Annotated in this window: 18 protein-coding genes and 1 tRNA gene; 11 read left to right on the top strand and 8 right to left on the bottom strand. The window is 62.9% G+C overall.

Features of this window, described 5'->3' with window-relative positions; translation table 11 throughout:
* Positions 1-21: 21 nt before the first annotated feature.
* A complete protein-coding gene (locus AB6N07_RS01980) occupies positions 22-1,116 on the top strand; it encodes an ABC transporter ATP-binding protein (RefSeq protein WP_370678174.1) in 1,095 nt (364 codons plus the stop codon).
* A gap of 76 nt (positions 1,117-1,192) precedes the next feature.
* Positions 1,193-3,133, top strand: a complete 1,941-nt coding sequence (locus AB6N07_RS01975) for a heparinase II/III family protein (RefSeq protein WP_370676151.1) — start codon at positions 1,193-1,195, stop codon at positions 3,131-3,133.
* Between the two features lie 315 nt (positions 3,134-3,448).
* Here the strand turns inward: AB6N07_RS01975 and AB6N07_RS01970 are convergent.
* Both AB6N07_RS01970 and AB6N07_RS01965 read right to left on the bottom strand, forming a co-directional pair.
* Positions 3,449-3,524 (bottom strand) — tRNA-Ala (locus tag AB6N07_RS01970).
* Positions 3,525-3,802: 278 nt separating this feature from the next.
* Positions 3,803-4,183, bottom strand: a complete 381-nt coding sequence (locus AB6N07_RS01965; RefSeq protein ID WP_370676150.1) for a TIGR02300 family protein — start codon at positions 4,181-4,183, stop codon at positions 3,803-3,805.
* A gap of 342 nt (positions 4,184-4,525) precedes the next feature.
* Here AB6N07_RS01965 and aroA point away from each other — a divergent pair, with 342 nt between their 5' ends.
* The 7 genes from aroA (at position 4,526) to AB6N07_RS01930 (ending at position 11,081) form a co-directional block, all read left to right on the top strand.
* Complete coding sequence (aroA, locus tag AB6N07_RS01960) at positions 4,526-5,878, top strand: 3-phosphoshikimate 1-carboxyvinyltransferase (protein ID WP_370676149.1); 1,353 nt, start codon at positions 4,526-4,528, stop codon at positions 5,876-5,878.
* Between the two features lies 1 nt (position 5,879).
* Entirely contained in the window at positions 5,880-6,536 is a 657-nt protein-coding gene (cmk, locus tag AB6N07_RS01955) for a (d)CMP kinase (protein WP_370676148.1), read from the top strand.
* 256 nt (positions 6,537-6,792) lie between these two features.
* Positions 6,793-8,487 carry a 30S ribosomal protein S1 gene (gene rpsA, locus AB6N07_RS01950; RefSeq protein WP_370676147.1) on the top strand — a complete coding sequence of 565 codons (1,695 nt, stop codon included), beginning with the start codon at positions 6,793-6,795 and terminating at the stop codon, positions 8,485-8,487.
* Between the two features lie 409 nt (positions 8,488-8,896).
* Complete coding sequence (gene sppA, locus AB6N07_RS01945) at positions 8,897-9,835, top strand: signal peptide peptidase SppA (RefSeq protein WP_370676146.1); 939 nt, start codon at positions 8,897-8,899, stop codon at positions 9,833-9,835.
* 57 nt (positions 9,836-9,892) lie between these two features.
* Entirely contained in the window at positions 9,893-10,183 is a 291-nt protein-coding gene (ihfB, locus tag AB6N07_RS01940) for an integration host factor subunit beta (protein ID WP_100081969.1), read from the top strand.
* 26 nt (positions 10,184-10,209) lie between these two features.
* Positions 10,210-10,548, top strand: coding sequence for a LapA family protein (locus tag AB6N07_RS01935; RefSeq protein WP_370676145.1), 339 nt, complete (start codon positions 10,210-10,212; stop codon positions 10,546-10,548).
* Between the two features lie 50 nt (positions 10,549-10,598).
* The gene (locus AB6N07_RS01930) at positions 10,599-11,081 is read left to right on the top strand and encodes an NUDIX hydrolase (protein ID WP_370676144.1); all 483 of its coding nucleotides are present in this window, start codon (positions 10,599-10,601) and stop codon (positions 11,079-11,081) included.
* Positions 11,082-11,102: 21 nt separating this feature from the next.
* On the opposite strand, the gene AB6N07_RS01925 is transcribed toward AB6N07_RS01930, so the two are convergent.
* The 3 genes from AB6N07_RS01925 to AB6N07_RS01915 are packed head-to-tail and all read right to left on the bottom strand — an operon-like array spanning position 11,103 to position 14,274.
* Positions 11,103-12,104, bottom strand: coding sequence for an Hsp33 family molecular chaperone (locus AB6N07_RS01925; protein WP_370676143.1), 1,002 nt, complete (start codon positions 12,102-12,104; stop codon positions 11,103-11,105).
* The gene (gene argF, locus AB6N07_RS01920; protein ID WP_370676142.1) at positions 12,104-13,033 is read right to left on the bottom strand and encodes an ornithine carbamoyltransferase; all 930 of its coding nucleotides are present in this window, start codon (positions 13,031-13,033) and stop codon (positions 12,104-12,106) included. The genes AB6N07_RS01925 and argF overlap by 1 nt, the downstream gene beginning before the upstream one ends.
* A 14-nt stretch (positions 13,034-13,047) precedes the next feature.
* A complete protein-coding gene (locus AB6N07_RS01915) occupies positions 13,048-14,274 on the bottom strand; it encodes an aspartate aminotransferase family protein (RefSeq protein WP_370676141.1) in 1,227 nt (408 codons plus the stop codon).
* Between the two features lie 476 nt (positions 14,275-14,750).
* Between AB6N07_RS01915 and AB6N07_RS01910 the strand changes: the two genes are divergently transcribed.
* Positions 14,751-15,299: a GcrA family cell cycle regulator gene (locus AB6N07_RS01910; RefSeq protein WP_370676140.1), complete on the top strand. Its 549-nt coding sequence runs from the start codon at positions 14,751-14,753 to the stop codon at positions 15,297-15,299.
* Between the two features lie 8 nt (positions 15,300-15,307).
* Entirely contained in the window at positions 15,308-15,760 is a 453-nt protein-coding gene (locus tag AB6N07_RS01905) for a DUF1284 domain-containing protein (protein ID WP_370676139.1), read from the top strand.
* A gap of 3 nt (positions 15,761-15,763) precedes the next feature.
* Here AB6N07_RS01905 and AB6N07_RS01900 read toward each other — a convergent pair whose 3' ends face one another.
* Genes AB6N07_RS01900 through AB6N07_RS01890 form a run of 3 tightly spaced genes read right to left on the bottom strand, consistent with a single transcriptional unit; the run spans position 15,764 to position 19,640 of the window.
* Entirely contained in the window at positions 15,764-17,398 is a 1,635-nt protein-coding gene (locus AB6N07_RS01900) for an ABC transporter ATP-binding protein (RefSeq protein WP_370676138.1), read from the bottom strand.
* Between the two features lie 8 nt (positions 17,399-17,406).
* Positions 17,407-18,537, bottom strand: a complete 1,131-nt coding sequence (locus AB6N07_RS01895) for an ABC transporter permease (RefSeq protein ID WP_370676137.1) — start codon at positions 18,535-18,537, stop codon at positions 17,407-17,409.
* A complete protein-coding gene (locus AB6N07_RS01890) occupies positions 18,534-19,640 on the bottom strand; it encodes a microcin C ABC transporter permease YejB (RefSeq protein WP_370676136.1) in 1,107 nt (368 codons plus the stop codon). Before AB6N07_RS01890 ends, AB6N07_RS01895 begins: the two co-directional genes overlap by 4 nt.

The following is a 19,640-nucleotide window of genomic DNA, read 5'->3' as shown; positions in this document are numbered from 1 at the left end:
AAGAAGATTCGGGTGAAAACCATGGGTTCGGTAAGCCTTAAGAATGTCGGCAAGTCCTTCGGTGCGGTGCAGGTCATTCATGACGTGTCGCTGGAGATCGAAGAAGGGGAGTTCTGCGTCCTGATCGGTCCCAGCGGATCGGGAAAATCCACCTTGCTCAGGATCATCGCCGGTCTGGAGGAGGTGACGGCTGGAAGCGTCCACATCGGTGGCAACAACGTCACCGACCTTCCCCCCAAGCTTCGCGATATCGCGATGGTGTTCCAGACCTACGCGCTCTATCCGCAAATGACGGTGCGCGAAAACATGGGCTTTGCCCTGAAGCTTGCCGGGATGCCGAAGGCCGAGATCGCCGCCAAGGTCGGCGCGACGGCGCGGATGCTTGAGCTAGAGCCGCTGCTTGATCGCCTGCCGAAGGCGCTATCCGGTGGCCAGCGCCAGCGCGTATCGATGGGGCGGGCGATCGTGCGCAATCCGGCCGTCTTTCTGTTCGACGAGCCGCTGTCCAACCTCGACGCAAAATTGCGTGTGCAGGTGCGCGGTGAGATCGCCGACCTGCATCGACGGCTGCAAACGACCTCTGTCTATGTAACTCACGATCAGGTTGAAGCCATGACGCTCGGCCAGAAGATCGTCGTTCTAAGAGACGGCCGCGTTGAACAGGCTGGTCCGCCGCTCCAGCTCTACGACGATCCGGTCAATACCTTCGTTGCCAGCTTCCTCGGCACACCTTCGATCAACCTGCTCGAAGCCAACGTCGTGGCTGGCGACGGCCAAGCGAACGCGCGTCTCAAGGACGGAACCATTGTGCCCCTCGGTAGCGGCCACAGCCTCACCGACGGGCAAGCGATCCTCTACGGCATCCGTCCCGAGCACGTCCGTTTTGGGGCTGAAGCCCAGGCGGGCGGCATCAACGCGACCATCCACGCGGTGGAGAACACCGGGTCGGACATGGTGATCCTGAGCGACGCCGCTGGTTTCAGGGTCACGGCGGCCTTCAAGGAGCAGCTGAAGCTCAAGCCGGGCCAGCCGATCACGATCATTCCCGACCGGCAGAAGGTGCGCGTGTTCGATGCCGCGTCCGGGCAGCGAATTCGGCGGGCCGAAGACGCCTGAAGCGCCATAGGGGCAAAATCCTTGACCGCCGCTGGCCTGAGGTCAGCGGCGCCCGCTTCCACATGGAAAAACGCACATGTTTGAGAACGCCAAGGTCGAACAGCTTTGGAGCGGCCTGACTGACAGGGACGATTGGAAGCCCTTTGCCGGAATCGAAGATCGCGCCCGCTGGGACGAAGTGGCGCACGATCCGCGCCTCGCCCTGTCGGTCAAAGCCATTCTAGCTTATGCCGACGAACTGCTGGAGGCGGAAGTCGACCCGCTCACCGGTGCCATGTACATGGAATTCATGAGGAGCGGCGATCGGATCGTCTATGAGGAAAACTATTTCCGCCGTCGCTTCGAATTGTCGCATCTGGTCATCGCCGAATGCCTGACGGCGAATGGCACCTATCTCGACCAGATCATCAATTATATCTGGGCCATTCTGGGTGAAGTCAGTTGGTGCATTCCGGCCCATAATTTCGCCGGCCAGCACGAGATGGTGATGTTCAAGGAGGGCAATCCGTGGAAGGCGGACGATCCTCTGCCGGTTCCGGGCGACGATTATCTCGACTTGTTCAGTTGCGAGACGGCGGGGATCCTGGCCGAAGCCTGCTACCTTCTTCGCGCCGTACTGTTGGAACGGGTGCCGTCGCTCTATCACCGCGTCCACTCGGAAATTGAGCGGCGCACGCTCGCCGTTCTCGAGGGGCCCAAGCTGTTCGGCTGGTATCTCGGCCGCAATAACTGGACGGCTTGGTGCGCTCACAATCTGCTTCTGGCTGCCTGTTACGTGGTTGAGGATAAGGCGCGGCTCACCTCGATCGCCAGCAAGCTGATGGTCGGGATGCAGCGCTTCTATGACACGATCGAGGATAGCGGCAGCTGCATCGAAGGGCCGAGCTACTGGGTGGTGAGTGCCGGTCGGCTCGCCGCCTTTATCGACCTCGTGGAAACGCGCTTCCATATCGACCTCGGTTTTGAGAAAAGCCAGAAATTCCGCAACTTCGGCGCACATATCGTGCCGCTCAACGTCGGCGGTAATCGCTTCATCAATTTTGCCGATGGTGGATCGAAGATCGATCTCGATCACGGCCTACTGAGCCGTTATGCCAGCAAGATCCAGTCGGGCCCGCTCGCCAGCCTGATCTGGGAGGACGTCGACCGCGTCGCCCGGCGCAAGCTGTCCCGCTCGGTACGGACGCGCGGCCACAACGAGTATGCCCGGCATTTTCTCGTTCACCTGACGCGGCTTTTGTTCTGGACGCCGGAAATGACGGCACCGTCCCCTTGGACCTGCGCGAAAAGCGTGTGGCTTGCCGACATGCAGGTGATGATCGCCCGCGACCGTAGCGAGCCTGGCCAAGGGGTGGTTCTGAGCGCGATCGCCGGCAGCAACGACCCCCACGTCAACCATCACTCCCACAATGATGTCGGCCAGTTCAGCGTCTATTTGGACGGTGAACCAGTTATCATAGACCTGGGGCAAGGCGCCTATTCCAAGGCGACTTTCACCGAAACGCGTTACGACATGTGGCACATCAGTTCGAAGGGCCACAACGTGCCGCGGATCAACGGGCTGTTGCAGTACGCCGGCCCGGGCGCGCAGGCCCGTGACGTCCGATGTGTCCATGACGACCAAAGCAGCTGCTTAAGCCTCGACGCGAGTCCGGCCTACTTTTCCACGCCAGGGACGAACCGCATGTTGCGGGATATCGTCTTTCATCATGCAACGGGCGAAATCGAGGTTCGCGATGAGGTGGCGCTGGATACCCCTCTCACGCGCTTCGAACTGCCGCTGCATGTATCCGACTGCGTTATCTCGATCGATGAGGGCGGGGCTTGCCGCGTCCAGGCGAAAGACAGGGCGCTGATCATAAAGCCCTCCAACCTCGTCATAGCCGAAGTCGAGCCAATCGAAATCACCGACCCGCGTCATCTGGACACCTGGGGGCCGCGGATTTTCCGGATTCGGTTTGTTGCCCAAGACCTGACGGCGGCGCGCTTCTCGCTGTCGATTCGGCCGGAAGGCTGATTTTGCTTCCGAAATTTGGACTTTCTGTCGGGATGAGGCTGCCGCCGCTGCAGGCCGATCAGCGCGGCATCAAGGCTGATCGATGATGGCGTAGCCGCCCTTTGACCGACGTGGTTCGGGAAGGGCCCTGTGATAGGAAAGAAAGCGTCAGGGGACGCCTCTGACGCTCATCCGCATGAACCTGTCAGGGGCGCTCTTACCGGGGCGGGAAAGGAGGAGTGACCTCGGCCCGTCAGGCACCAAGTGCGCATACTCGAACCACACGCAGACCATCTCATTGATTTGCTGAAGGATATTCCCTTGTCTCAAGGGAATTGGTGGAGCTAAGCGGGATCGAACCGCTGACCTCCTGCATGCCATGCAGGCGCTCTCCCAGCTGAGCTATAGCCCCATCAGACGTCGTTTCCGGTTTCGGAAGAAGCCTTCCAGCTTTCGCTTTCGGGCAGTGCCAGTGTGGGTTCCGGCTCGACGAGGCGGGATATACTCAGCATTCCCTCGCCGATCAAGAGGTTTTTCGGACTATGTCGATTTTTCAGTCATCTTTTTGAAAAAATGGCGGATTTCCAAGATTTTTGAAGGGCTTGTCCTGACCGGTGTCGCTTTGCCTCAAAAAGAAAGGCCGGCTGGGACGCCAGCCGGCCGTAATTGTTCCGGGACGGGGTAGGGCGCTTAGTGCTCTTCCTCGTCGCCAACGTCGCCGATGATGTCGGACATGTCGCCGCCATCCTCGTCCTCTTCTTCAAGGAAAACGTCGTCTTCCGGCGTTTCGTCCTCGATCTCGGGATCCTCGATGTCGGGCACGTCATCGCCGTCGGCGTCCTCGGCATCCTCGAGGCTGACGAACTCCGGAGTGAGCGCACCCACCTCGGTGACCTCCTCCTCGGTGTCCTCTTCGTCCTCAACGGCGGTCGCTGGACGCGCGCGCGCCGCCAGTCCGGCGTCGAATTGGGCGCCGCATTTCGGGCAAAGAATCGGGGAACGGTTGAGATCGTAATACTTCGCGCCACAGCTGGGGCAAAGACGCTTCAGCCCAAGTTCAGATTTCGCCACGGTCGGCCTCGCGTTTATTAAGGAAATCGGGCAGGCTCATATAGGCAAACTGGGGGGCATGTCAAAGGTGAATTGGTGGCGGCGGCAAGTAATCCGGGCGGATCGCCCGTATCTGCCGCCATGCCGGGCGAGTGACGCGGCTGCCGGGCTGTGCTAGAGCGGCCACAATGCCCGTGGCGGCTCGCCGGGGCGAGAGGTGCCGTACCGGAAGGCATTGACAAATGCACGCCGGTATTTCGTTGGTGAATTTCTCATGCCGTTGAGGTGAATGAGAAATCCATGATTAGCTCAACGAGCGGATGCGTCAGCATCTTCGCGAGTTCGTATCAGGTGTCACGTTCTATGGATTCCCACGCGACCGCCCGTCCGCTGACTGCCTTGAAATCCGGCCCGCTTCAGGGACGCGTCCGCGTTCCCGGCGACAAGTCGATCTCGCACCGCGCATTGATGCTCGGCGCGCTCGCCGTTGGCGAGACCGTCATCACCGGTCTCCTAGAGGCCGAGGATGTGATGAATACGGCGACGGCCATGCGGGCCTTTGGTGCCACGGTGATCCGTGGCGACGACGGTGCCTGGCGGGTGCGCGGTCTCGGCGTCGGCGGCCTGCTGGAGCCGGCCGGTATCGTCGACTTCGGTAACGCCGGTACCGGCGTGCGCCTCACAATGGGCCTTGCCGCCGCCCAGCCGATCGCGGTGACCTTCACCGGCGACGCGTCTCTCATCAAGCGGCCGATGGGCCGGGTACTGGAACCGCTATCGGAGATGGGCGTCGAGGTGATCGCTCGCTCCGGCGGTCGCCTGCCGCTCACCATGCGCGGGCCGCGCCTGCCGCTGCCAATTATCTATCGGTTGCCGGTGCCCTCGGCGCAGGTCAAGTCGGCGGTGCTGCTGGCCGGTCTCGGCACGCCGGGCGTTACCACGGTGATCGAACCGGTGTTTACCCGCGATCATACCGAGCGCATGCTGAAAGGCTTCGGCGCCGATATCGAGATTTCCGGCGAGCCGGGCGGTGGCCGCCGTATCGCTCTCGCCGGCCGGCCTGAGCTGAAGCCGCAGGCGATCGACGTGCCGTCCGACCCGTCATCGGCCGCCTTCCCGATCGTAGCGGCAACGCTGGTAGAAGGCTCCGACATCACCGTCGAGGGCGTGCTGATGAATCCGGCCCGCATAGGCCTCATCGATACGCTTCTGGAAATGGGTGCCGACATCGAGGTGATAGCTGAACGGACCACCGGCGGCGAACGCCTCGCCGATCTCCGGGTGCGCCACGCCGAACTCAAGGGCGTTACGGTGCCGGCCGAGCGGGCGCCATCGATGATCGACGAGTATCCCATCCTCGCGGTCGCCGCGGCTGCGGCCAGTGGCGAGACGCGCATGCCCGGCATCGGTGAGATGCGCGTCAAGGAATCCGACCGTCTCGCCGCCGTTGCCGCCGGCCTCAGGGCCAATGGCGTTACCTGCTCCGAAGGCCCCGACTGGCTCTCGGTGCGCGGCGGCAGGATTACCGGTGGCGGCAGGGTCATCACTCATCTCGACCACCGCATCGCCATGAGCTTTTTGGTGCTTGGCATGGTGGCCGGCAATCCGGTTAGCGTCGATGATGCATCGATGATCGCCACCTCCTTTCCGACCTTTGAAGCGCTGATGACCCGCCTGGGTGCCTCCTTCGAGGTCGCAGGGGAGGTCGCCGTTTGAGATGTCTGAAGTTTCGTTGAAAAGGCCGCTTCTTATCGCCATCGACGGCCCGGCGGCAGCCGGCAAGGGTACTCTGGCCCAGAGCCTTGCTGGTCGGCTCGACCTGCCCTATCTCGATACCGGGCTTCTCTATCGGTCCATCGGCAAGCTGATGCGGATTGCCGGGCTGGATCTCGACGATGCCCAGGCGGCGACCATCATTGCCGAGAAACTGACGCCGGACGACCTTCAGCGCACCGACCTCCGGGGGCGTGAGGCTGGGGAACTCGCCTCACGCGTAGCCGTCCATCCGGGCGTCCGCGCCGCTCTCATCGCTTTCCAGCGCGATTTCGCCCATGGGCCGCGCGGTGCCGTGCTCGACGGCCGCGACATTGGCACTGTCATCTGCCCCGACGCCGACGTGAAGCTCTACGTCACCGCGAGCGCCGAGGTGCGTGCCCGCCGTCGTACCGACGAACTCCTAGCCAAGGGTAGGTTGGTCGATTACGAGGCGATTCTCGCCGAAGTGAAGGCCCGCGACGCTCGTGACAGCGGTCGCGCCGAGGCGCCTCTCCGTCCGGCGGCCGACGCGATCGTCATTGATACATCGGTGCTGGGCCCGGCCGAGGTGCTGGCGATGGCGATGTCCGTTGTCGAGAATTGGCAAAAGATGCATTGAGGTTTGTCGAAGGTAACAAAAACGCGCGAAATTCCGCCTTTTTGTGCCTTGATGCCGGCCGCAACCTCCGCTATAGAAACCCGACTTTCGGGTGGAGCCATCGGCCCCGCCCGTGAAGTCGTTCATCCTCGTCCGTCCGGTCGAAGTCGCGTCGGCACCCGCCTTTGGCGTGGGTCAGGTGGTTCACCGGGTCGGAGGGACGGGGCAACTCTTACCCGCCGACGCCGCCGGCCTTGCCGGCACCCCAGGAGTTTCAATGTCTCAACTCAATCCCACCCGCGAGGACTTCGCCGCTCTGCTCGCCGAGAGCCTCACCGCTTCGGACGTGGCCGAGGGTACTGTCGTCAAGGGCACCATTGTCGCCATCGAGAAGGACCTTGCCGTCATCGACGTCGGCCTGAAGGTCGAGGGGCGCGTGCCGCTCAAGGAATTTGGCGCCCGGGCTCGCGACGGCGAGCTGAAGGTTGGCGATACGGTGGAAGTCTACCTGGAGCGCGTCGAGAATGCGCTCGGTGAAGCTGTTCTGTCGCGCGACAAGGCTCGCCGCGAAGAGAGCTGGGTCCGTCTCGAGGTCGCCTTCGAGAAGAACGAGAAGGTGGTCGGCCAGATCTCCAACCAGGTCAAGGGTGGCTTCACCGTCGATCTCGACGGCGCCATGGCCTTCCTGCCCCGCTCGCAGGTCGACATCCGCCCGGTGCGCGATGTTGCCCCGCTGATGCATACGCCGCAGCCCTTCCAGATTCTGAAGATGGACAAGCGTCGCGGCAACATCGTCGTGTCGCGCCGCGTCGTCCTCGAAGAGACCCGCGCCGAGCAGCGTTCGGAGCTGGTGTCGAGCCTCGAGGAAGGCCAGATCGTCGACGGCGTCGTCAAGAACATCACCGATTACGGTGCGTTCGTTGACCTCGGCGGCATCGACGGCCTGCTGCACGTCACCGATATCGCCTGGCGCCGTATCAATCACCCGTCCGAGGTGCTGTCGATCGGCCAGCAGGTCAAGGTGCAGATCGTCCGCGTCAATCAGGAGACGCACCGTATCAGCCTTGGCATGAAGCAGCTCGAGAACGATCCTTGGGATGCCATCGAGGCCAAGTACCCGGTCAACGCCAAGTTCACCGGCCGCGTCACCAACATCACGGACTACGGCGCCTTCGTGGAGCTGGAGCCGGGCATCGAAGGCCTGATCCACGTTTCCGAGATGAGCTGGACCAAGAAGAACGTCCATCCCGGCAAGATCGTCTCGACCAGCCAGGAAGTGGAAGTCATGGTTCTTGAGGTGGATTCGGTCAAGCGCCGCATCTCCCTCGGCCTCAAGCAGACGCTGCAGAACCCCTGGGAAGCCTTCGTCGAGAAGTATCCCATCGGTTCGGTGGTCGAAGGCGAAGTCAAGAACAAGACCGAGTTCGGTCTGTTCATCGGCCTCGACGGCGATGTGGACGGCATGGTCCATCTCTCCGATCTCGACTGGAACCGTCCGGGCGAGCAGGTCATCGAGGAATTCGGCAAGGGTGACGTCGTCAAGGCGGTTGTCCTCGATGTCGACGTCGAGAAGGAGCGCATCAGCCTCGGCATGAAGCAGCTCGGCGGTGATCCGATGGAGTCGGCTGGCGAGATCCGCCGCAACTCCGTGGTCACCTGCGAGGTGGTCGAGGTCAAGGAAGCCGGACTTGAAGTGCGGATCGTCGACACCGACATCACCGCCTTCATTCGCCGTGGCGACCTGGCGCGCGACCGCAACGACCAGCGCGCCGAGCGCTTCGCCGTCGGCGAGAAGTTCGATGCTCGCGTCACCCAGTTCGACAAGAAGACCCGCAAGGTCGGCCTGTCGATCAAGGCCCTGGAGATCTTCGAGGAGAAGGAAGCCGTCGCTCAGTTCGGCTCTTCCGACTCGGGTGCCTCGCTCGGCGACATCCTCGGCGCCGCCCTCAAGGCCCGCCAGGACGGCGAGTGAGAGCTGACGCAAAACGTCGTTTTCCGACAATGAGAAAGGCCCGCCCCGCGCGGGCCTTTTTTCTTTCTACGAATTCTTACCATTGCTCCCAAGGTATCCTTGACGCGGACAAGCATTGGGACAATATTAGTAGCTGTCCACTCGATCCGAGTCCGGACGTTAAGACGGGCCTCAACCTTCGAGGCTTGCCGACCTCAAACGATGCTTGGCATCGCAAGGTCAGAACGAGGGCGTCGCTGAACACGACGCCCTTTTCCATTTTTTAACTTTACTTGAAGCCAATTAGACTTCATGCCACCTTTCGATGGCCCCGTCTGGGCTGCCGAAGCCGGCCGTGGGTTTGTCTTGCCGGCTGGCCGTCGTGCTGCTACCTCAGGTCCATAGGAACCGGCAAGCGGGGAAGCGCCTCATGACCCTTGAAGCGGATGCCATTGTCGAGCGGCGGCAGTTGAGGCGCCGGCTCTATTTCTGGCGGGGCATTACCCTTTTGCTCGCCGTTGGGCTCGTGGTCGCCGGTGGGCTTTATGTCGGTGGCGACATGTCCAGCAAGAGTGGCCCCCACATTGCTCGCGTCACGGTTTCCGGCATGATTCTTTCCGACGCCGGGCAGCGGAAGATGCTGAAGGACCTTGCATCCTCCGATGCCGTCAAGGCGGTGATCGTCGCAATCGATAGCCCCGGCGGCACCACCGTCGGGGGTGAGGAACTCTACGACGGCCTGCGCAGCCTTGCCGAGAAGAAGCCGGTGGTGGCCACTATGGGGACGCTCGCCACCTCGGCCGGCTACATGACGGCGATCGCCACAGACCGGATTTTCGCCGAGCGGACATCCATCACCGGTTCGATCGGCGTGTTGTTCCAATATGGCAGTGTCGGCGCGCTGATGCAGAAGATCGGCATCGAGGTGAAGACGGTGAAATCGGCGCCGCTCAAGGCCGAGCCTTCACCCTTCACCTATCCCGAGCAGCCTGGAGCCGCCGCCATGATCCAGCGCCTTGTCGATGACACCTATGCCTGGTTCGTCGATATCGTCGCCGAACGACGTGGTCTGGCTCGAACCGATGCCCTGAGGCTCGCCGATGGCTCCATCTACTCCGGTCGGCAGGCGCTCGACCTCAAGCTCGTTGACGAGATCGGTGGAGAGGACGCGGCGGTCGCTTGGCTGGCAAGCGCCAAGGGCATCGATAAGGATCTCAAGGTCGTCGATTGGGCGCCTGAGCGGCCCTATGCCGGCTTCGGGATTGCCGATCGCGCCATGGCGACGGTCAGCCACTTGATCGGCATCGATCTTTTGGCATGGAACAGCGAAGGTCGGCTTGACGGGCTCGTGTCAGTTTGGCACCCTTAAGGTTCGAACCTTCAATGGCTTTTTTCGTTCGCTCAGCCGGCAGGGAGCTATTCGCCCATGATCAAGTCTGAACTGGTTGCGCGTATCGCGGCGCAGAATCCGCACCTCTACCAGCGCGACATCGAGAACATCGTCAATACGATCCTCGGTACCGTGGTCGACGCCATGAAGAGCGGCGACCGCGTGGAACTCCGTGGTTTTGGCGCTTTCTCGGTGAAAAGCCGGCCGGCTCGTACCGGGCGCAATCCGCGTACCGGCGAGAAGGTACCGGTTTCCGAAAAGTTCGTGCCCTTCTTCAAGACGGGCAAGGAAATGCGTGAGCGCCTCAACGACGGCAAGGTGAGCTGACGTTCTGTCGGCAGGAGTGACGCCGCGTGAAGACTTTTCTCCGGATCGTCGTTCTCGGCCCGCTGGCCATCGTGGTCGTGGCGCTCGCGGTCGTCAACAACCAGACCGTGACCCTGGTGCTCGACCCATTCAACCCGGCAGCGCCGTTCTTCTCGCTGGCGGTGCCGCTCTACGTCGTATTCTTCGCCACGTTGGCGGTCGGCGTGCTGATCGGTGGCGTCGGCTCATGGTTCGGCCAGGGGCACGTCCGCCGCGCCGCCCGACAGAGCCGGCGCGAGGCGACCCGTCTCAAGGCCGAGATGGAGCGCCAACGCGTTGGCGACCGGTCTGATACGCTCAGTATCGGCGGTCCGAACGCCGCCTGACCTGACAGGTGGCCTAGGCCTTGGCTCGGTGGGCCAGAGGAATAAGCTTCGTGATCACTTGCAGGTTTGAAAACGGCCACGGGGCAGCGTTGCGCCATGTTGTGACGGACAATATCGTCCTGCGTGGCGGCGAGGTGTTGCTGGTCAGGCGCAGCCGGCATTTGCTCGAAGGCGGCAAGTGGGCACTGGTTGGAGGCTTCGTCGAGCGCGATGAGACTCTACCGCAAGCCGCTGCGCGCGAGATTGTCGAAGAGACCGGCTATCAGGTTACTGACCTCACTTTGCTGCGGGTCATCGACCGTCCGGACCGACCAGGCGAAGATCGCCAAAACATCAGCTTTGTTCACTTCTGCGCCGCCGGCGAAAAGGTTGGCGCAGCTGACGATGAAAGCGAAGAGCAGCGCTGGTTCTCGCTTGACGATCTGCCGCCAGCTCTCGAGATCGCCTTCGATCATTTCGAGAGTCTGGAAATTTTCATCGCCTATCGCCGCAAGCCGTTTAGCCTGCCACTTTATGGAAGCCGGCGGCGCTGAAGCCCGGCAAGCGGTGCCGCTTCACGCCTCGTCCGTCTCGAATTCCCGCGGGTCGAAATCGTAGTGGGTCGAGCAGAACTCGCACGTCACGCCGATGCGGCCGTTCTCCACCATGTCGATGCGTTCGGCCGGCGAAAAGGAGGCGATCATCGCGCTGACGGCATCGCGAGAGCAGCGGCAGCGCTCGACGAGCGGCTGGGGCTCGAACACACGAGCGCCGCGCTCATGGAATAGCCGATAGAGAAGTGTTTCAGCGCTGACCGCGGGATCGATCAGTTCAGCGTCTTCCACAGTACCGGCGAGGCTCTGCGCCTCCACCCAGGCATCATCCTCTTCCACGGTCGCCGACGCTCCTTCGGGGGCATCGCCGGGGTGCAAATCGCGTTGACCGACGCGCTCGGAGGACTCGGGCAGGAATTGCAGGAAAAGGCCACCGGCTCGCCAGGCGCGATGCGGCTCGCGGCCGGGATCGCGCGTCAATACCTCGGCAACGGCGAGGCGGACACGCGTCGGAATCTGCTCGGACTGTAGGAAATAGCCATGCGCCGCCTCTTCCAACGAGCGACCGTCGAGCTCGACGATGCCCTGATAGCGGCTCATGTGGGCGCCCTGGTCGACGGTCATGGCAAGATGGCCCTGGCCGAGGAGATCCTCGGGCCGGTCGCGCCCGGCAGTGACGGCGGCCGCCACGGCGTCGGCATCGAAGCGGGCACAGGCGCGCAGGGCATCAGGTGAGTCGAAGTCCACCACCAACATGCTCACCGGGCCGTCCGACTGCGTCTGCAGAATGAACCGGCCCTCGAACTTCATCGAGGTGCCGATCAGTGCCGTCAGTGCCACCGCCTCGGCAAGAAGCCGCGACACGGCGGGCGGATAGTCATGACGGCTGAGGATGGTGTCGATCGCCGGTCCGAGCCGCACGACGCGGCCGCGCAGGTCGAGGGCCTCGACGGCGAACGGCAGCACGGCGTCGTCGCCGGCAGGTGCGCCAGCGGGTGTGGAGGGGCGATCGACAGTGCTCATCAGTCCTCCATGGCGCCAAAGCACCAGGCCAGGATGCCTTTGTGGGCGTGCAGGCGGTTTTCCGCCTCGTCGAAGACGATCGAGCGCGGCCCGTCCATCACCGATGAGGTGACCTCATCACCGCGATGGGCCGGCAGGCAGTGCATGAACACGGCGTCCTTGTCGGCGGCGGCCATCAGACGGTCGTTCACCTGATACGGCGTCAGCAGGTTATGCCGCCGCCGCTCGCCTTCCTCATCGCCCATCGACACCCAAGTATCGGTGAAGATGGCATCGGCGCCATCGACGGCCTCGAAGGGATCGTTGGTCACCTCGATGCGCCCGCCGTTGGCGCGCGCCCAGTCGATCGGTCCCTGCGCCGGAGCGAGTTCCTTGGGCGTAGCGATGCGCATGGTGTAGCCAAAGCGGGCGGCTGCGTGCACCAGCGAGTTCAGCACGTTGTTGCCGTCGCCGGTCCAGGCAAGGGTTTTGCCCTTAACCGAGCCGCGATGCTCCTCGTAGGTCATGATGTCGGCCATCACCTGCGTCGGGTGGCTGACCTTGGTAAGGCCGTTGATCACCGGCACGCTGGCGTATTCGGCCAGCTCATGCAGCGCGTTGACGTCGAGGATGCGGATCATCATGGCGTCGACGTAGCGCGACATCACGCGGGCCGTGTCGGCGATGGTCTCGCCGCGGCCGATCTGCATCTCCGCGCCGGTCAGCATGACGGTTTCGCCGCCGAGCTGCCGCATACCGACGTCGAAGGAGACGCGTGTGCGGGTCGAAGGACGCTCGAAGATCATCGCCAGTACCTTGCCGGCGAGCGGGCCGACGCCGGGGCGGCAGCCATTTACTTTCGACTTGAGGTCACGGGCGCGGGTGAGAATGGCGCGGAGATCGTCTCCGGAGAGATCGGTGAGGTCGAGAAAATGCTTGAGGTCGGTCATATCTGTCGTCTCGTTCAGGCCGACTTGGCGGCGGCCGCTGCTGGAGCGGCGGAAGATGCGGAAAGGGCGGTGGCAGCGGTATCGATGCGCTTGACCGCTTCGAGGATTTCCTCATCGCTGACGATCAGCGGCGGCAGAAGGCGGACGACGCCGTCGCCGGCAGCGATGGTCAGCAGGTGCTGATCGCGGAAAGCGGCATTCATTTCCGCTACCGGACGTTTGCACTTGAGGCCGATGAGTAAACCCTCGCCGCGAATCTCCTCGAAGAGGTCGGGATGGCGATCGACGATGCCGGCTAGCGACTGCTTGAAGCGCAGGCTGGCGGCGCGCACTCGCTCCAGGAAGCCATCGGCCAGCACGACGTCAAGAACGGCGTTGCCGACCGCCATGGCCAGCGGATTGCCGCCGTAGGTGGTGCCATGCACGCCGGCCTTCATCGCCGCCGCCGCTGCCTCGGTGGCAAGGCAGGCGCCGAGCGGGAAGCCGCCGCCGATGCCCTTAGCCACCGCCATCACGTCCGGCGTCACGCCGGACCATTCGTAAGCGAAAAAGCGGCCACTGCGACCATAGCCGCACTGAACCTCGTCGAAGATCAGCAGCAGGCCGTGGTCGTCGCAGATCTGACGCAGCGCCCGAAGGGTCTCGGGCGGAATGACGCGCACGCCGCCCTCGCCCTGGATCGGCTCGACCAGAATGCCGGCGGTCTCCGCCGTCACCGCCGCCTTGACGGCCGCGATATCGTTGAAGGGTACCTGGTCGAAGCCGTCGACCTTCGGCCCGAAGCCCTCAAGATACTTCTCTTGCCCACCTGCGGCGATGGTCGCCAGCGTCCGGCCATGGAAGGCACCTTCCATGGTGATGATGCGGAAGCGCTCGGGCTGGCCGTTTGCCCAATGGTAGCGGCGCACCGTCTTGAAGGCGCATTCCAGCGCCTCAGCACCCGAATTGGTGAAGAAGCAGCGGTCAGCGAATGTATTGGCAACGAGACGTTCGGCCAGCCGCTCCTGATCGGGGATGCGGAAGGCATTGGAGACGTGCCAAACCTTTTCGGCCTGTGCCTTCAGCGTCGAGACGAGGTGCGGGTGGGCGTGCCCGAGGGCATTGACGGCAATGCCGGAACCGAAATCGAGCCAGCGCTCTCCTCGGCTGTCAATGAGCCAGGCCCCTTCGCCTCGTTCGAAGGCCACGTCCGCGCGCGAGAACGTCGCATAGAGCGGAGAAGTGGAACCAGGGGCGGTCATGACAGTTTCCTTTTCAGTGATACGGGTTTCCTGCGGGTACCGGTGCCGCTGCCGCGAGGCCGGCGGAATGAAAAAAGCAGGCCGCGCCCCCGGCTTCTCGGGCGGCGCGGCCTCTCGCAACGCGGCTCTATACCATGAGAAAAGCCGGAACTGTCAAGGTTTTTGAACTCTTACCGCCGGAAATTGCGGCATTTAGACAAGCACTTCCCGCCTTTGCGAATCAGTTCGGACAGTGGTGGTTGAACCGATGCGGTTGCGCCACGATATTTGTTGAAAAGTCGTAAAGGGTTGCAAGGCGTGACTCAGTGGTCATTGCGCCAGTGAGAGCGCCCATTGTAGCCTAGAAGTCGTCGCCACGAGATATCGTGGTGAGATGCTCCAGCGATACAATCGCATGTGTTTTGCGTTGCCGGACCTACATATGGACCGGGCGGGTCTTAAGGGATTCCCCGGAGCGGCGAAGAGAGGGTGACAAGATGTCCTGGACCGACGAACGCGTCGAGCGCCTAAAGACGCTCTGGTCTGACGGGTTGAGCGCCAGCCAGATTGCGGCCGAGCTCGGCGCCGTGACCCGCAACGCGGTGATCGGCAAAGTGCACCGGCTTGGATTGTCGGGCCGATCGAAGCCGCAGGTGCAGCCGGTTCGGCCGACGGTCGCCGCGCCGCCACGCGTCAAGACGGCCAGCCGTCCGGTAGCGCAGACCCAGTCGACCAATCGCCCGGCCGCGCCGGCCCGGCCGATCAGCATCGGCGCCACGGCCCTTAAGGCCGACGCCCAGGCTGAAGCATCGCTGGCGGTCGCTCCTGTTACCGAGATCGAGCCGCCAGTATTCGAGAAGGTGACCATCCTGTCGCTGACGGAGAGCACCTGCAAATGGCCGGTCGGCGATCCCGGCAAGCCGGATTTCTTCTTCTGCGGCCGCAAGTCGGATGTCGGCATCCCCTACTGCGCCTTCCATGCCCGTATTGCCTATCAGCCGTCGGCGGAACGTCGTCGCGAGCGCGATCGCAAGGCGGTCGGCTGATCTAGGTCGTGGCAGATACTGAAATAGTGAGGCTGAGGGGGCACCACCTCCTTTGCCTGCTTACCTACAAGGGCATCGGCTACTCGCCGGAGTTCGTCTCCGGCATGACGGTGATTGCCGACAGACTTGTCGCGGGCGCAACGGCCGAAATCGTCGAGGGTCCTGACGACATCTGCGCGCCTCTTTGCCGCCTCGAAGAAAACCCCCATTGCCACGAGCTGACGGTGCCGGAACGCGACCGGCGGGCACTTTCCCTTGTCGCTGGCGTACTCGGCCGGTCCCTTGGGGACGGCGATCGTCTCGTTCTCGACGAAAAGATCCGCGTTCGTTTGCGCAATGCCTATCGGAACGGTGCTTTTGAAGCTGCCTGCGCGCTCTGCGAGTGGCAGCCGCTCTGTCGTGACATTGCCGCCGGCGGCTATGCGAGCACGCTGTTCCGCTCAACGGATGAACCGACGTAAGCGTCAGCTGGCGACGCCGCCGATGCTCTCCAGGCGGAAGGCCGCGGCCATCAGCGCCCGCGTATAGGGCTCCTTCGGCGCCGCGAATATCTCGACGGCCGGCCCCGCTTCCACCACTTTGCCCGCCCTCATAACGATCACTTCGTTGGCGAGTGCCTTCACCACCTTGAGGTCGTGGGAAATGAACATGTAGGCAAGGCCGTGCCGGGCCTGCAGGTCACGCAATAGATCCACCACTTGCGCCTGCACGCTCATGTCGAGAGCCGAGGTCGGTTCATCGAGCATGACGAATTTCGGCTTCAGCACCATGGCGCGGGCAATGGCCATGCGCTGGCGCTGGCCGCCTGAGAATTCGTGCGGATAGCGGTGGCGCGTCTCCGGATCAAGTCCCACCTCGCCAAGCGCTTCGACGACACGGGTGTCGCGAGCGTCGGCGCCGAGGCCGGGTTCGTGCACGGAGAGGCCTTCACCGACGATGTCGGCCACCGTCATGCGCGGGGAAAGCGAGCCGTAGGGATCCTGGAATACGGCCTGCACGTCGCGCCTCAGCGGTCGCATGGCGCTGGAGTCCAACCCATCGATACGACGGTCGAGCACGACGATCGGTCCCTCCGAGGAAATGAGGCGCAAAAGCGCAAGGCCGAGCGTCGTCTTGCCCGAGCCGCTCTCGCCGACCACGCCCAGCGTCTGGCCGGCTCGAAGCTGCAGACTGACGCCGTCGACGGCCTTGATATGGCCGATCGTGCGCCGAAAGAAACCCGCTTTGATTGGGAACCAGATACGGAGATCCTCGGCCGAGACGACGACCGGCGCGTCGAGCGCGGCCACCGGTGGCTCGCCTTTTGGTGCCGCCGCCATCAGGTGGCGGGTGTAGGCATGTTGGGGCGCTGAGAATACCTTGGCGGTCGGGCCGGACTCCACCACCTCACCCTTCGTCATGACCACCACGTCGTCGGCGAAGCGCTCGACGATGCCGAGGTCATGGGTGATGAACAGGATGGCCATGCCATACCGCGCCTGCAGCGCCTTCAAGAGCGTCAGGATTTGCGCCTGCACCGTGACGTCGAGGGCGGTGGTCGGCTCGTCGGCGATCAACAGGTCGGGCGCATTGGCGAGCGCCATGGCGATCATCACCCGCTGCCGCTGACCACCGGAAAGCTGGTGCGGATAGGCCGAAAGTCGGCTTTCGGGATCGGGAATGCCGACCTCGGTTAGAAGCTCGATCACCTTTCGGCGGACAGCCGCCTCGCCGCTGGCGCCGTGCAGCTTCAGGATCTCGCCAATCTGCCGCTCGATCGAATGCAGCGGATTGAGCGAGGTCATCGGCTCCTGAAATACCATGGTGATCTCGGCGCCACGGATCTTCCTGAGCTCCCCTTCGTCGGCTTTCAGAAGGTCGCGTCCCTTGAACAGGATCTCGCCGGATGGATGCCGGGCCGCCGGATAGGGCAGCAAACGGACGACCGATAGCGCCGTCACCGACTTGCCCGAGCCGCTTTCGCCGACGACAGCCAGCGTGCGACCTTTCTGAAGATCGAACGAAACGCCGGAGGCCGCGAGTGTTTCGCCCCCCTCATTGCGGAAGGCGACGGAGAGATTGCGGACGGAGAGAAGCGCGCCGCCGGTGGTGTCTGTCATGGCGGGCCTCACTGGAATGTCTTGCGCGGGTCGAAGGCATCACGCACCGCCTCGCCGATGAAAATCAGCAAGCTCAGCATGACGGCCACCACCATGAAGCCGGTGATCCCCAGCCAAGGTGCAAAGACGTTGGTCTTGCCTTGTCTGAGCAGCTCACCCAGCGACGGGTAGCCGGCCGGCAGGCCGAAGCCGAGATAGTCGAGCGAGGTTAGCGTAGTGATCGAGCCGTTGAGGATGAAGGGCAGGAAGGTCAACGTCGCCACCATGGCGTTGGGCAAGAGGTGCCGCCGCATGATGGTGAGATTGCCGACGCCGAGCGCCCGCGCCGCCCGCACGAATTCGAAGTTGCGCGCCCTCAGAAATTCGGCGCGCACGACCCCGACGAGGTGCGTCCAGGAGAAGGCGAGCAGGATGAGGAGCAAAACCAGGAAGGAGGGTGCGATCACCGACGAGACGATAATGAGGAGATAGAGCGTGGGAACGGCATTCCAGATCTCGATGAAGCGCTGCATCAGGAGATCGGTCAGGCCGCCGTAATAGCCCTGCACAGCACCGATGGCGACGCCGATGATCGACGAGATGACAGCAAGCGTCAGGCCGAACAGCACGGAGATCCGAAAGCCGTAAAGCGCCCGGGCGACGACATCGCGGCCTTGGTCGTCGGTTCCGAGCCAGTTCATGTTGCCGAACAAGCAGTCTTTGTCATTCACGCCTTCGGCGTAAGCGGCGCATCTCTGGGCGGGTGTCAGCAGGAAGGCGGGGGGTGAGGGGGCCGGCGTCGGCGCCTCGGTGTTGGGCGTATCGAAGGAATAACGGATGGGCGGCCAGATCATCCAACCGTTGTTCTCGATCTCGTCGCGATTGTAGGGATCGCGGTAATTGGTGATGGCCAGGAAGCCGCCGAATTTGTCTTCCGGATAATCGACCAGAACGGGGAACAGGATCTCGCCCTTGTAGGAGACGACAAGCGGTCGGTCGTTGGCGATGACGTTGGAGAGAAGCGTCGCCACAAACAGCACGAGGAAGATCCAGAACGACCACCAGCCACGCCGGTTGGCCTTGAAGTTCTGCCATCGACGGCGGTTGACGGGCGACAGCCAGGGGCGCTTCGCGGCGGGAAGGGCTGCCATGGTCGTCATACCTCCCGGCTCTCGAAATCGATGCGCGGATCGATCCACATGTAGGTGAGGTCGGACAGAATATTGATGACGAGGCCCATCAGCGAGAAGACGTAAAGGGTGGCAAACACCACCGCGTAGTCGCGATTGATTACCGATTCAAAGGACAAAAGCCCGAGGCCATCGAGCGAGAAGATTGTCTCGATCAGCAACGATCCGGCGAAGAAGGAGGCGATGAAGGCGCCGGGGAAGCCGGCAATGACGATCAGCATGGCGTTACGGAACACGTGTCCGTACAGGACTTTGTGCTCGGAAAGTCCCTTCATGCGGGCGGTCAGCACATACTGCTTGCGGATCTCGTCGAGGAAAGAATTCTTGACCAGCAGGGTCGTGGTGGCAAAAGCGTGCGTCGCCATGGCAAGAAGCGGCAGTGCCATGTGCCAGAAATAATCGGCGATGCGCTCGGGCCAGCCCATGGCCGCCCAGCCGTCGGAGGTCAGGCCCCGCAGCGGGAAGATCGACCAGAAGGAACCGCCGGCAAACAGCACGATCAGCAGGATGCCGAACAGGAAGCTCGGCACCGCGTAGCCGACGGCGATGACGAACGAGGTCCAGACATCGAAGCGGGAGCCGTCGCGCACCGCCTTGGCAATGCCGAGCGGTATGGAAATGCCGTAGGCGAGCAGCGTCATCCACAGGCCCAGCGAGATGGAGACGGGCAGTTTTTCCTTGATCAGGTCGATGACCGAAATCGAGCGGAAATAGCTCTGCCCGAAGTCGAAGCGGGCATAATTCCACAGCATCAGGCCGAAGCGTTCGAGCGGTGGCTTGTCGAAGCCGAATTCCTTCTCAAGCTTCTTGATGAATTCTGGGTCGAGCCCCTGCGCGCCACGATATTTGGACGTGACGGCCTCGCCGCCCATCTGATCGGGCGCCTGTCTGCCCACGTCGGCGCCGGCGCCGGTAAAGCGATCGGTGGCACCGATGTCGGTTCCCTGCAGCTTGGCAAGCACCTTCTCCACCGGGCCGCCGGGCGCGAACTGCACCACCGCGAAATTGATGGCCATGATGCCGATCAGCGTCGGGATCATCAGGAGGAGGCGGCGAAGGATGTAACCTGCCAT

The sequence above is a fragment of the Pleomorphomonas sp. PLEO genome (assembly GCF_041320595.1).
GTDB lineage: Bacteria > Pseudomonadota > Alphaproteobacteria > Rhizobiales > Pleomorphomonadaceae > Pleomorphomonas.
The sequence above is the reverse complement of the archived record's forward strand: the minus strand, read 5'-3'. Positions and strand labels throughout refer to the sequence as shown.